The sequence below is a fragment of the Streptomyces flaveus genome, from assembly GCF_014647675.1.
Lineage (GTDB): Bacteria > Actinomycetota > Actinomycetes > Streptomycetales > Streptomycetaceae > Streptomyces > Streptomyces flaveus.
Genome location: NZ_BMPQ01000004.1, coordinates 523,776 through 535,776 on the forward strand (window position 1 = coordinate 523,776; position 12,001 = coordinate 535,776).

Here is a 12,001-nt window from a genome sequence, read left to right on the forward strand (position 1 = left end):
GCGCTGCAACGGCTCGGCAAGAATCTTCTAGGGCCTGTTGAGGAAGTGCTGGGTCACAGCCGTCGACTTCGTTGCCTGGTGCGCAAGTTCTGTCCTTGACCCGGCGACGAAGATGCCTCCGGACGGCGGCTGGGAATTCTCGCTCCGCATAGGAACTGTCCACGGCGTTGTGCCACCTGGCGGGGGTAACCAGAGTGCGCCTCCGGGGGTCTGCCCCAGCCCGTTGCGGCGCTCAACCCTATTCCCGGAGGCCGTCGGCCGCCCCTAGCGTCAAGGTATGACGAAGGACTATGTGGTGGGCGATGACGGTGTTGGGCGTGGGAGCACGACGCGCAGGGGTGTGCTGCTGGGGCTTGGCCTCGCCGCGGGTGGCACTGTCCTCGGCGTGGGCACGGGAGGCACCGCGTCCGCTGCCGCGACCGGGCGTGACGGCAGCCGGGGCGGGAGAGGACCGTGTACGTATGTGCTGGTGCACGGCACGCACAGTGCGGGAGCGTATTGGCTGCCCGTCGCGCAGGAGTTGACCCTGCGCGGTCATCGCGTCGTCGCGGTGGATCTGCCGTTGCACGGCTCGCAGGCGTTCGTGCCGGAGTCGTACCAGCGGCAGGACCTGGCGGCCATGGCCACCGAGCCCTCACCTGTCGCCGCCCTCTCTCTGGACGATTACGAGAAGCGCGTGACGCGCATGGTGCGCCGCGCGGCGGCGCACGGCCCGGTGGTCCTGGTCGGCCACAGCCTGGGCGGTGCCACCGTGAGCCGGGTGAGCAACGCCGTACCGGAACTGCTCCACCACATCTGCTACATGGCGGCCTTCTGCCCCAGCCCCGCCCTGCCGACCCCCGACGCCTGCACCGCGGCGCCGGAGAACGAGAACGCGCTCATACCGTTCGATCAGATCATCGGGGACCCGGAACAGCTCGGCGTGATGCGGCTCAATCCCCGCACGGGTGACGCCGGGGACCTCAAGGCGCTCCGGGAGATGATGTGCGCGGGCTATCCGGACGATGTGTTCCGGCAGCGGCTCGGCAGCATGCAAACAGACGAGTCGACCACGGCCTACGCGGGGCGGGCCGTCGGCAGGGCGGATACCTGGGGACGGCTGCCCCGCACGTATCTCCGCTTCGGCAAGGACCGGACGATCGCCACGAAGCTCCAGGACCGGATGATCGCGGAGGCCGATGCACGGACGCCTCACAATCCCTTCCGGGTCCATGACTTCCCCACCGCTCCGCACATCGGCCCGCTGGACCCTGCACCGGTGGCGAGCGCACTGGCCATGCTCGCCCCGTAAGACCTGGCGGTTCGTCAGATCACCACGCCCCCAACGAGGAATGGCCATCCGCCACCAAGATGGGGGTCTGTCGAGAAAGGGCGGGGCACAGCCACTCGTGAATAACTGCGATCAGCACGGTCGCCTCGTAGCGGACGGCAAATTCGTCGTAGCGCGTGGCCACCGCGCGATGGCGATGGAGGCGGTTGATCCCGCACTCGACGGCATGGGGCTCGCAGTAGCCGGTCTTGTCGAACCTCGGAGGTCGGCCTCCGCGAGCGCCGAGGTTCTTACGATTTCGGACGCGATCCGCCGGGACCGGAATGGTCGCCTTGATGCCGCGTCTGCGCAGGTAGGCGCGGTTCTTGCGAGAGTCGTTCGCTTTGTCAGCTCGGACTCGGCCGGACGCCCGAGCGGCTTCGGCCCCCGGCGGCCAGCCGGGGCGCTCGGATGCCTTCCGGAACCGGCTCGGACTGCGGGGAGTCACCCCGATGACCAGCCGTGATCACGATCGACAGAGGTTTCTGGTTCTGCTCGACCGCAAGGTGGATCTTGCTAGTCAGCCCGCCCCGGGAGCGTCCGAGCCCGTGGTCGGCCGGCTCGACTAGGGGCTGTATCGGAGGTAGTGCTGTGCCCCGCCCCGTCTGGTCCGGCCCGATCAGCTTCGGCCGCCTGGCAGAGCCAGACCGCTGTGCCGGTGCCAACGGCTGATGTTCTGACGACGATCGAGCCCTTCACTGAGAAACCGGGCGGTTTCGGACAGCGGCGGTCCCGACGGTGGTGGACCGCCGGGTCGCTCCGTGTCTGCGGCGCCCGAACGGTCCGGGATGCGGCGATGAGTTTGGGGCGTCCGTCTGGTCTAACTGTGTAGCCGGCGCTTTCGCGCCGGCACGACGAGCGAAGGAGCTCCAGATGTTCGACCTCGAACCGCAACAGGCCGCCGGCAAGGTCCTCTTGCACTTCAGCATGTCGCTGGACGGGTTCGTGGCGGGCCCGAACCACGCCATGGACTGGCTGACCGGCGTCACCGGCCGCGACGGCGTGGAAGAGGAGTACATCGAGACCACCGGCGCGGTCCTGGGCGGGCGGAACGGCTGGGACCGCGACCCGAGCGCCCGACCCTACAGCGAGGACTGGAAGGGCCGGATCTTCGTCCTCACCCACCACCCCGAAGACGCCACGCCCGCCGACGGTGTCACGTTCCTGAACTGCGACGTGGCCGAGGCGGTACGCATCGGCCTGGAGGCCGCCGACGGCAAGAACCTCGAAGTCCTCTCCCCGACGATCGGCCGCCAACTGCTCGAACGCGGCCTGATCGATGAAATCAACCTGCACATTGCCCCCGTCCTGTTGGGTGACGGCATCCGGCTCTTCGACAACCCCGGCGGCCGGCCGATCCGGCTGCGACACGCCCACGGCTCACAGCCCTTTGCCGAGGTCGATGTGCGCTACCACCCCGTTGCGGAAGCGTAGGAACCGTGGCGGCCCCGACCGGGCCGTTCAGGTTTGGATGCCGCCGGGCCGGCTCGGGCGTGTATCGAGTGTGCTGGTCACAGCCACTCGTTGATGGCCGCTACGAGGACGGTCGCCTCGTAGCGGACCGCGAGCTTAAATGTGGGTCGGGGTCAGTTGTGGTAGCGGATGTAGCCGTTGCCGTCCCGGTCGTTTGCGGTCTTGGTGTAGGAGTGGACGTCTGCGCGGTTGCCGGAGGGCTTGTACAGGTAGATCGTGTCGCGGTCGTTGTTCCACATGAAGTTGCAGTTGTCGCGGTAGACGACGTTTCTGCTGTCGGAGTCGGTGCCGTTGCCGCCGCGGAGCTTGATGTAGTCGCCGGGCTGGAGGGAGTGGCCGGCGGTGAAGGTGAAGCGGTTGCCGGCGGCGTCCTTGACGACGTAGCCCTTGAGGTTGACGGTCGCCGAGGACGAGTAGTTCTTGATCGTCAGGTATTCCTCGTCGGTGTTGCCGGTGGAGCAGCTGTTGGAGTCCCGGCCGGGCGCGTCGTACTGGACTCCGCGGACCTTCAACGCCGAGGAGTACTCGGCGGCCTGAGCCGGTGTGGCAGCGAGAACGGCCAGTGCGCCGGTTACGGCGGCCGCGGCGAAGACAGAATGCGTACGCATGATGAGGTCCCCCCTCAATGGTGCTGATGAGGGGCAGAAGCCTACAGACGCCCGCGACCATCCGATTACCGGATCACGGGATCCCATCCCGGAGGAAACGTACCGCTCGTTGATGTGTCGCCGAGGCCGGCGCGGCCACGGGTCCGGTTACGGCGGGGGAAGCGCTGCCCGTGACGAAACGCCTTAGCGATTTCGGCCGGCGTGGAGGGTGATCGCGCCGGTACCGGCGTGTCCCCCCAATCTTATGATCGTTTGTTCGATCGGCGGGGCGCTGGCCATTGACGCCGGCGCTGTCGCCGACATTTTCTGAGCCTGAGCAAGGAGCGCGTACCGCTGGCGTGATGACCACTGAAAGGTGTGGAGAGCCTCCTGGGAGGCCGTCTCACGCCTTCCGGCTGACCGCGGCCCTTCTGAGGGCCAAGACCGCAAACATCAAGGTCAGCGCGCCCGAGGTGAAGAACAGAGGCGCGACCCACCAGGCGTTCCCGCCGGCGACCGTGCCGTTCTCGGCCACGCACGCCACCTCCGGCGGAAAGAGTCTTCTGCGCACATCGCCGCAGAAGTTGGGCAAGTCATCGTTGATCACATACGCCTTTCCCCAGCTCATAAACCAGTTCGTGAGGAAGACAGAGAGCGAGGCAACGAAGAGACCCCACATCTGGTTCTGACGATCCGGCACCGAATGTGCGTTCGCCCTCGGTTCTGTCATGAACGGGGAGCGTACTCGTGCAGGCGCCCCGTCGCTCCCACGACAGCCACCCGCTCGGCTACGGCGTCAGCCGCCCAGCGTCTCGCGCAGCCTGGTAGATCGGGCTCACCCCGAGCTGCTCGAAGAACGCGTCCTGGGCAGCCGAGCTTGGCGGTAGGCTGCCCGTTCCTGTCGAGCCTGTATGACCTGGAGGTCTGTATGGCTGACCAGCCCCTCAAGGCGCATTTCGTTGCCGATCCGATCGAGCTTCCTGACGGCCGGAAGGTACGCGTCAGCGCGTACCCCGACGGCAGTATTCGGTTCCGAGTGGACGGGCTGCCGTACGTCCTCACCGAGGCGTATCTCAGCGGTAACCCCGAGAACGACAAGGCGATCTTGAAGATCTCGCCCGGCAAGCAGGGCAGCAACGCCTCTCACAACTACGTGGAATGGTTGGAAGAGAAGAACAGCCAGTAACTGGCCCGACCACCATCGTCGTCTTCAACAGGCGTGCTCCCCTGGACAGTTCCGGGACCCCTCCCGAGCCCTCGCTGCTAACGTTCTGCCGCCTGAATGAGCAAAGAGAGAACGGCAGGTATGCGGACAGCTCGATTCTCGGTGCTGGAATGTGAAGGGATCGCTGATACGGGAGCGGATCACCGCATATACGGCGACCACCGGAGTTCGGCGACCTGGCGGTGAAGTCGTTCGGCCTCACCGCACGTAGCGTTTCCCCAAGAGGAGCCCGGCCTTTGCAGGGCCGGTCGGCCTCTGCCAGGACCGTTCAACGGCCCGGCGGCGGGTCTTGAGGTGCCTCTGCCGCCTGTGCGGCCGCTGCGTTCTCCAGGTCGTCGATGCTGCCGGACATGATCGTGCGGATGTGTTCGGTGATGTGCTGGAGCGGCCAGTCCCACCAAGCCAGGGCCAGGAGGCGGTTGACGTCCGCATCGCTGTAGCGGCGGCGGATGAGACGGGCGGGGTTGCCGCCGACGATGCCGTAGTCGGGGACGTCGTCGACGACCACGGAGCCGGAAGCGATGATCGCTCCGTGCCCGATGCGGACGCCGGGCATCACCATGGCCCGGTAACCGAGCCAGACGTCATGGCCCACCACGGTGTCCCCCCGTCCGGTCAGGCCGGTGATGAGGTCGAAGTGCTCGGACCAGGAACCGCCCATGATTGGGAAAGGGAACGTCGAGGGGCCGTCCATACGGTGGTTGGCGCCGTTCATAATGAACCGCACGCCCTCGCCCAGCGCGCAGAACTTCCCGATGACCAGCTTTTCCGGTCCATAGTGGTACAGCACGTTGCGAGTTTCGAAGGCGGTCGGATCATCGGGGTCGTCGTAGTAGGAGAACTCCCCGACCTCGATCAGCGGCGAGGTGACCAGTGGCTTCAGCAGTACCACCCGCGGCTGCTCGGGCATCGGATGGACCACGGTCGGGTCAGCGGGAACAGGTGGCATCACGAAGTGCTTCCTTCCTGAAGGGATGTCAGCGGGGCTGGAGGACCTCAGCACTTGGTGGCGGACGTCGAAGTCGCGCGCATGGCCAGGTGGGCGCCCCGCCAGCGCCGACGCAGCCGGCGATCATGACTGACGATGACGATGGCGCCGTTGTACCCAGTTAGAGCGGTTTCCAGCTCCTCGACGAGGGCGGGCGACAGATGGTTGGTGGGTTCGTCGAGCAACAGGACGTCTGACGGCTCGCTGAGCAATCGCGCCAGGGCGAGACGCTGCAGCTGCCCGGTGGACAGCCAGCCGACCGGCACCGTGAGCTGGTCGCGGTCGAACAGGCCGAGGGACAGCAGCCGTTCGGTGTACCCGGCGGCCTCCCCCGCCCGTCCACGGGCGAAGGCGGCCAGCACGGTCTCCTCCGGTTCCCCGGGGTGCGGCTCTTGGGGGAGGTAGCCGATCCTGCCGCGGCGGGTGACGCTCCCGCCGTCGGGGGCGACTTCTCCGGCCAGGACGCCGAGCAGGGTGCTCTTGCCCGCTCCGTTCGGCCCCGTGATCAGCAGGCGTTCGCCCGCCATGACGGTGAGACTCGTGCGGTCGAGCCGGTCGGTGACGGCGATGTCTGCGGTGTCGAGTACGACGCCCTGCAGGCGGCGGGCCCGCAGTACGTGGGTGAAGCGCAGCGGCTCCGGCGGGGGCGGGACCGGGTCGGCAAGCAGGCGGCGCAGCCGTTCCTCGGCGTTGCGTACCCGGCTGGCCAGCGACTGCTGCACTCGGCCGCCCGCCCGGTCGTAGGCCATCTTGTTGCCGTCCTTCATCGGACGGCCGGGGGCCACCTGGCGGGCGGTGGTCGCGGCGGCCTCGCGGAGCCGGTCGACGTCGGCCCGCCACTGGTCGTACGCCTGAGCCCAGCGCTGCCGGGCAGCCGTCTTCTCGGCGAGGTAGCCGGCGTAGCCGTTGCCGTACCGGACGACGCGGCGCCGGTCGGCGTCCACCTCCAGCAGGCTGGTGACGACACGTTCGAGGAAGACGCGGTCGTGGGAGACCATCACCGTGGTGCCCCGCCGGGTGCGCAGGTGTTCTTCCAGCCAGCTCAGGGCACCCTCGTCGAGATGGTTGGTCGGCTCGTCCAGCAGCAGCACCTCCGGCGCGGCCGCCAGGACGGCCGCCAGCCGTAACCGGACCTGTTCTCCGCCGGACAGACTGCCAGCGGTACGGTCACGGCTCACCAGCCTCAGGCCGAGGCCGTGCAGGGCACGTTCCACACGGGCGTCGGCGTCGTAGCCGCCGCGCAGCTCGAAGAACGTCATCAGTTCGCCGTACTCGGCCATGCCCGACTCGTCGCCATCGGCCATCGCGGCCTCCAGACGGCGCATTCGCTGCTCGACGGCGCGTAGATCGCTCAGGGCCCGGTCGATGATCTGCTGGACGGTCGCCTGCGGGGTCAGCCGCTCGTCCTGGGCGAGATAGCCGACGCCGCCGGCGGCCTGGACGACGACCTCGCCCTGATCGGGCCGTTCACGCCCGGCGAGCAGGCGCAGCAAGGTGGTCTTGCCGGATCCGTTCTCACCGATGATCCCGGTGCGCTCGCCCGCGGCGAGCGAGCAGCTCACCGAGTCAAGGACGAGCCTGTCGTTGAAGGACTTGCTGACGGCGAGCGCGGTGATCTGTGTAGGCATGCGGGGACTCCAAAGCATTCGAGGACGAGGCGGCAGTGAAGGGCCGCAGGGCCGGGCGAACGCTTCGGAAGAGCATCGATCACTCCACTAGTGCGACAACTGATGCATTAAAATGCTGCCATAACGCTGTCCCCCTGAGCAAACGGATTACCAGCGATGACTCCCGAAGCCCCAGGGCCGGAAGGCACCCGGCCGACGCCGACACGACGCCGACCCGGGGGCCGCACCGCCCGTATTCGTACGCAGGTACTCGACGCTGTCCGCGCGGAGCTCGGCGAACACGGTTATGACGGGCTCAGCATGGACGCCGTCGCCGCCCGCGCGGGCGTGCACCGCACAACGGTGTACCGGCGCTGGGGGGACGTCGGCGGCCTGCTCGCCGACGTTCTCGACGCGGCGAGCGACGACGACTGGCGGCCACCGGACACCGGCTCACTGGAAGGCGACCTGGCAGCACTGAACCAGGAGATCCAGGCAGCCCTGATTGCGCAGCCGCCGATCGTCGCAGCTCTGATCGCCGCCTCGTTCCGCTCCGAGAAAGCCGCCCACGCCCAACAGCGGCTCTGGGAGGACCGGTACGCCCGCTGCGAGATCATCGTCAGCCGAGCTGTCCGGCGCGGCGAACTCCCGCCGCACACCGACGCTCGGCGACTGCTCATCGCCGCCACCGCGCCGCTGTACCACCAGCTGGTGCTCCTCCGCACGCCACCCGACCCGCACCTGCCCGGCCATGCAGCCAGAACCGCCGCCCTCGCCGCAGCCGCCAGCGCCTTCGCCGAGCCCCCGTCAGCAAGCGACACCTGAGTGAGACTTCACCAGTTCCAGCTGGCTCCGTAACCGAGAACGGGGCTCTGGCGCAGATCTTGGGGAGCGGTCGCAGAGGGTTACCGCTGTGTTCGACTGCGAGGGGTTGGCCTCGCGTGAGACGGCGTACGCCTCACCACCGGACAGCGGATAGTGATGCCCGGTCAGGTCTTTGTGGACCTCCGCCGTCACCGACTGTGGCCGGTGACGGTGATTGTGGTCAGTTCTCGGACCGAGTGCACGTCTCCTACCGGCGCAGGTTGAGGGATCTCCCGCTCGGTGGGCAGAGCGTCGTGATCCTGCTGCGGGTTCGGCGGTTCATCTGCGGTGACGCGAACTGTCCGCGCCGCATCTTCGCTGAACGGTTCGCGCAGCTGACCGCCCCCTATGCGCGCTTCACCACCCGGTTGAACCGCATGCTGGAGCGTGTCGGGCTCGCGCCGGCAGGACGGGCCGGTTCCCGTCTGGCTGCCCAACTGGGTGTGGGAGCCGGGCGGATGACCTGCTGCGCAGGGTCATGGCACTGCCGGATCCGCAGTTCGCCACGCCGCGCGTGCACGGCGGACGATTTCGCCACCCGACGCGGCCATGCCGGTCCCGGAGGCCGGGAGCCCCGTTGCGGGGCCACGAAGAAGGTAATTGGGGAAACGGACGGCCAGGCCTTCGCGTATCGCGGAGGCCTGGCCCCTCACCAGTGGCTCGGAGCGATCCGGACCGCCGGGGTGTGGACGGCGAGGTGTGGGGGCAGTGAGTCTGTCGGGCTCAAGCCGTCAGGAGAGCCGACGAGTTGACCGATCCGGAGGGGGATTTCCGTGAGCAGTACGTCTCGGATAGGCAAGGTTCGCAGAGCGTTCGTCATGACCGGCTGTGCGGCCGCACTGGCTTTCGGGTCGACGTCCGCGCTCGCCACTCCCGGCAGCGGGGTCACCGGTACGATCCTCGCCAAGGGCACGTCGGCCGGAACGCTGAAGGTCAAGGCCAAGGGGCGTACGGACGTCATCGTGCGGTCCATCACCATCGCACCGGGCGGCTCCACAGGCTGGCACTACCACTCGGGCCAGCTCATCGCGGTCGTCAAGTCGGGCACACTCACCCGCACGTTGCAGGACTGCTCAGTGGAAGTCACGCCGACGAGCACATCGTTCATCGAGCCGGCCGGAGCCCGTCACGTCCACATCGGCCGCAACCTCGGCACCGAGCCGGTCGAGTTGTACGTCACCTATCTCGTGCCCGAGGGCAGCCCGCTGTCCGTCGACGCGGACGCGCCCGCGTGCGCCGGGGGGTAGGGACACGGCGGGGAACCGCGCGCCCTGCAGGACCGGAACACGCACTGAGCCCGGTCACTCTCGGCCGGTCGCGCGGTTCGCGCGGACCCGACGATCACCCGATCTGGGTCTGCGCGACCTCACGCCGAAGTGCGCTGACGTGCCGCCAGGGACGGAGCGCAAGCCGGGCAACAGGCGCTGTCAACTTATCGAGTGCGTCGTCGGGTGAAGGTGTGTCGGGGTGTGGTGGGGCCGGGTTGCGGCTATGTGCTCAGGCCGCTGCGGGCCGGCCGGTTGCCTGGTCCCAGATCGCGAAGCGGACGGTCATCTCGGCTCGATAGTCGGATGCGGGGATCAGATGACGGCGGGGGCGGAAGTGGGGCGAGATGCCGCTGAACGCGGACAGGAACCGCTGTGCTCCGCCCACGGAGCGGAAGCCCTTCATCGCCCGTTCGCGCTGCCGGGTGGGCTGGTGGCTGTTCTCCGCCCGGTTGTTCAGGTACTTCGACTGCCGGTGCCCGACGGAGGGTATGACCTCGCGGTGGGCCGCGCCGTAGGAGCGGAGCCCGTCGGTGACGACCACCCGGGGCACCGCACCCGTGTTCTTCAGCAGCGGCGGAAGATGCGCCTGGCCGCGGCGGTGTCCCGGCGGTCCTGCACGAGGATGTCCAGCACGTTGCCGTCCTGGTCGACGGTCCGCCACAGGTACTTCTGTTCCCCGTTGGTGGTGATGAAGACCTCGTCCAGGTGCCACTTGTCACCGGGCCGGGGCCGACGGCGGCGCAGGGCGTTGGCGTAGGCCTGCCCGAACTTGGCGCACCAGCGGCGCACCGTCTCGCAGGAGACCACGATCCCGCGCTCGAGCATGAGCTCCTCGACCTCGCGCAACGACAGCGGGAAGCGGAAGTACAGCCACACGCAGTGGGAGATGACCTCGACCGGGTACCGGTGCCCCTTGTACGACGGCGACACGGCCCCCACGAACAGCCCTCTCCCGCACGATCAACCAGAAAATCATCCCATCCAGTCAACCAACGTGACAGCGCCCTTCTCAGCGTTGAACCACTTCACGGTGCCGGTAGCCATACCTTCTCCTTCAAGACGGCTCGAAGCGGACTCGCGTAGTCGAATCCGGAGGTGATCGCCTGGCCCGGAGGAACACTGAAAAAGCAAAATCGCCCGCGATCGTGATCACGGGCGAACCGATACTTCGGAGCCACGACTGCTGAATCCCGACGCTACACCGCCCCTCCGCCAGCGACTACACGAGAGTGCTGGTGGTTGTGGCGGAACTGGTTACCAACGCGGAGCGGCACGGTGGAACGGTCTTGCGGCTGAGCGCCGGCCTGGGGACGGTGACCGGAACAGTCGAGGATGCCCGTTCCGTCCTGCCGCGGCCGAGGCCCGCTGACGCGAGCGAGCCGGGCGGCGCCAGACTCTGTGCCGTCGGCGCGAGAGGTTGCCCGAAGATGATCGAGTAGACGGGTGGCGCAGCATCGCTGCAGGTGTGACACTTGCGACGCCCGGCGCGCTATAGCCGGTAGGGCCGTCACGACGGCCCCCGCAAGGCCCGCTTCCCCCCCCGTGAGCGGGTCCTGCCCATGGGGCGGGCAGGCGCACCCCCGTCGCCTGCCCGCCCCGTGGCGCAGAGCCGCCCGTCTCGTGCCGCTCCACGACCCGCGCACCAGCCCGTGGCGGCAGCGCGATCGCGTCAAAGAGGCGGCAGGGCCGATGATCAGGCCGGTTCGGTGCCGTCGGCCCGGACCCGCTGGGCGACGTCGCGCAGCTTGATGTTGTGATGCTGGGAGATGCGGCGCAGCACGTTGAAGGCGTCGTCCTCGCTCAGCTGGTGGCGCTCCATGAGGATGCCCATGGCCTCACCGACGGCGTGCCGGGTATCCATGGCGTGCTGCAGCTGGTCAATGGTGCGGGCGTCGGCCACGGCGACGGCGGCGTGGGAGGCCAGTAGCCAGCCCGCGATCTCGATGTCCTTGCCGAAGGCTCCAGGGTGGCGGGAGTACAGGTTCAGCGCGCCGAAGTCCTCGTTGTCGGTGTAGAGCAGCACGCCGGTCATGCTCCCGATGCCCAGCGTGCGGGCCTGGGCGGCGAACTGCGGCCATGCCGGCTGGGGCTGGGTCATGTCCTCGATCCGGTACACGCGCTCGCCGTCCCTGCGGCGGGCAAGATCGAAGCACGGTCCCTCGCCCAGCTCGCCCTGTAGGCGGTCGGACTCGGAAACCGTGTCCCCGCAGGCAGCCAGGGTCACGGCCCGGCCCTTGCGCACCGCGAGGATCCCGGCCGCGTCACAGCCGTCCACCAGCCTCACCGCGGCCGCGGCGATCTCCTCCAGCGTCGCCTGGAGCGAGTCCTGGGCGAGCAGATCCCGCGCGAGCAGAGCCATCTGCTCGGCGTACTCACGCCACTCCACCGCCACCACCCGCCTCGATCGAGGTACAGCCACAGTACCGCCGGCCCGCAACGTCGCGGCCGGCCGTCACCATCGGGAAGTGCTGTGACTGGAGGTCCCCCGCGTGCGTGTGCAGCGGCTCGCAGGTCGGGGTCCACTGACTGGCTTTATCGGTGAGTCCTGACACCGCTTGTCGATCGGCGCCGACACCGCCCGGTGCCGGCGGAGAGTGATATCGGGGCTCGTCGATGAACTAATGGTGCGTGTCGCGTCAACTGTTCTTTGACGTCGTGTTCATGACGTATCTGGCGAGTT

General features: G+C 68.1%; 11 protein-coding genes and 2 pseudogenes. 6 read left to right on the plus strand and 7 right to left on the minus strand.

From position 1 onward, the window contains the following. Positions 1–277: 277 nt before the first annotated feature. Positions 278–1,291 carry an alpha/beta hydrolase gene (locus IEZ21_RS11820; RefSeq protein ID WP_189321801.1) on the plus strand — a complete coding sequence of 338 codons (1,014 nt, stop codon included), beginning with the start codon at positions 278–280 and terminating at the stop codon, positions 1,289–1,291. Between the two features lie 19 nt (positions 1,292–1,310). Here the strand turns inward: IEZ21_RS11820 and IEZ21_RS49100 are convergent. Further along, positions 1,311–1,854: pseudogene (locus IEZ21_RS49100) on the minus strand (transposase); the annotation flags it as partial. A 328-nt stretch (positions 1,855–2,182) separates the two neighbouring features. On the opposite strand from IEZ21_RS49100, the gene IEZ21_RS11830 reads away from it, so the two are divergent. Next, positions 2,183–2,743 (plus strand): dihydrofolate reductase family protein, encoded by a 561-nt coding sequence (locus tag IEZ21_RS11830; RefSeq protein ID WP_189321802.1) that lies wholly within the window; start codon positions 2,183–2,185, stop codon positions 2,741–2,743. Positions 2,744–2,895: 152 nt separating this feature from the next. On the opposite strand, the gene IEZ21_RS11835 is transcribed toward IEZ21_RS11830, so the two are convergent. Both IEZ21_RS11835 and IEZ21_RS11840 read right to left on the minus strand, forming a co-directional pair. Then, positions 2,896–3,390 (minus strand): lamin tail domain-containing protein, encoded by a 495-nt coding sequence (locus IEZ21_RS11835; RefSeq protein WP_189321803.1) that lies wholly within the window; start codon positions 3,388–3,390, stop codon positions 2,896–2,898. Between the two features lie 382 nt (positions 3,391–3,772). Beyond that, positions 3,773–4,099 (minus strand): hypothetical protein, encoded by a 327-nt coding sequence (locus IEZ21_RS11840; RefSeq protein WP_189321804.1) that lies wholly within the window; start codon positions 4,097–4,099, stop codon positions 3,773–3,775. A gap of 198 nt (positions 4,100–4,297) precedes the next feature. Here IEZ21_RS11840 and IEZ21_RS11845 point away from each other — a divergent pair, with 198 nt between their 5' ends. Continuing rightward, entirely contained in the window at positions 4,298–4,555 is a 258-nt protein-coding gene (locus tag IEZ21_RS11845) for a hypothetical protein (protein WP_189321805.1), read from the plus strand. A 307-nt stretch (positions 4,556–4,862) separates the two neighbouring features. Here IEZ21_RS11845 and IEZ21_RS11850 read toward each other — a convergent pair whose 3' ends face one another. Together IEZ21_RS11850 and abc-f are read right to left on the minus strand one after the other, a co-directional pair. Then, on the minus strand, positions 4,863–5,543 hold the full coding sequence (locus IEZ21_RS11850; protein WP_033329548.1) for a CatB-related O-acetyltransferase: 681 nt from the start codon (positions 5,541–5,543) through the stop codon (positions 4,863–4,865). A gap of 47 nt (positions 5,544–5,590) precedes the next feature. Then, complete coding sequence (abc-f, locus tag IEZ21_RS11855) at positions 5,591–7,210, minus strand: ribosomal protection-like ABC-F family protein (RefSeq protein WP_189321806.1); 1,620 nt, start codon at positions 7,208–7,210, stop codon at positions 5,591–5,593. A 156-nt stretch (positions 7,211–7,366) separates the two neighbouring features. Between abc-f and IEZ21_RS11860 the strand changes: the two genes are divergently transcribed. The 3 genes from IEZ21_RS11860 (at position 7,367) to IEZ21_RS11870 (ending at position 9,300) form a co-directional block, all read left to right on the plus strand. Next, a complete protein-coding gene (locus IEZ21_RS11860; protein ID WP_189321807.1) occupies positions 7,367–8,014 on the plus strand; it encodes a TetR/AcrR family transcriptional regulator in 648 nt (215 codons plus the stop codon). Between the two features lie 197 nt (positions 8,015–8,211). Next, positions 8,212–8,805, plus strand: a complete 594-nt coding sequence (locus IEZ21_RS47500; protein WP_281399423.1) for a transposase family protein — start codon at positions 8,212–8,214, stop codon at positions 8,803–8,805. A gap of 66 nt (positions 8,806–8,871) precedes the next feature. Next, on the plus strand, positions 8,872–9,300 hold the full coding sequence (locus IEZ21_RS11870; protein WP_051745863.1) for a cupin domain-containing protein: 429 nt from the start codon (positions 8,872–8,874) through the stop codon (positions 9,298–9,300). Positions 9,301–9,550: 250 nt separating this feature from the next. On the opposite strand, the pseudogene IEZ21_RS11875 reads toward IEZ21_RS11870, so the two are convergent. Both IEZ21_RS11875 and IEZ21_RS11880 read right to left on the minus strand, forming a co-directional pair. After that, positions 9,551–10,260 (minus strand): annotated as a pseudogene (locus IEZ21_RS11875) (IS6 family transposase). A 754-nt stretch (positions 10,261–11,014) separates the two neighbouring features. Then, positions 11,015–11,680, minus strand: coding sequence for a GAF and ANTAR domain-containing protein (locus IEZ21_RS11880; RefSeq protein ID WP_189321859.1), 666 nt, complete (start codon positions 11,678–11,680; stop codon positions 11,015–11,017). Positions 11,681–12,001 lie beyond the last annotated feature (321 nt).

Bases quoted from the DNA above. Each gene is read 5' to 3' on its own strand.
- IEZ21_RS11820 (WP_189321801.1), top strand. From the start codon at position 278: ATGACGAAGGACTATGTGGTGGGCGATGACGGTGTTGGGCGTGGGAGC.
- IEZ21_RS11830 (WP_189321802.1), top strand. From the start codon at position 2,183: ATGTTCGACCTCGAACCGCAACAGGCCGCCGGCAAGGTCCTCTTGCAC.
- IEZ21_RS11835 (WP_189321803.1), bottom strand. From the start codon at position 3,390: ATGCGTACGCATTCTGTCTTCGCCGCGGCCGCCGTAACCGGCGCACTG.
- IEZ21_RS11840 (WP_189321804.1), bottom strand. From the start codon at position 4,099: ATGACAGAACCGAGGGCGAACGCACATTCGGTGCCGGATCGTCAGAAC.
- IEZ21_RS11845 (WP_189321805.1), top strand. From the start codon at position 4,298: ATGGCTGACCAGCCCCTCAAGGCGCATTTCGTTGCCGATCCGATCGAG.
- IEZ21_RS11850 (WP_033329548.1), bottom strand. From the start codon at position 5,543: ATGCCACCTGTTCCCGCTGACCCGACCGTGGTCCATCCGATGCCCGAG.
- abc-f (WP_189321806.1), bottom strand. From the start codon at position 7,210: ATGCCTACACAGATCACCGCGCTCGCCGTCAGCAAGTCCTTCAACGAC.
- IEZ21_RS11860 (WP_189321807.1), top strand. From the start codon at position 7,367: ATGACTCCCGAAGCCCCAGGGCCGGAAGGCACCCGGCCGACGCCGACA.
- IEZ21_RS11870 (WP_051745863.1), top strand. From the start codon at position 8,872: ATGACCGGCTGTGCGGCCGCACTGGCTTTCGGGTCGACGTCCGCGCTC.
- IEZ21_RS11880 (WP_189321859.1), bottom strand. From the start codon at position 11,680: ATGGCTCTGCTCGCGCGGGATCTGCTCGCCCAGGACTCGCTCCAGGCG.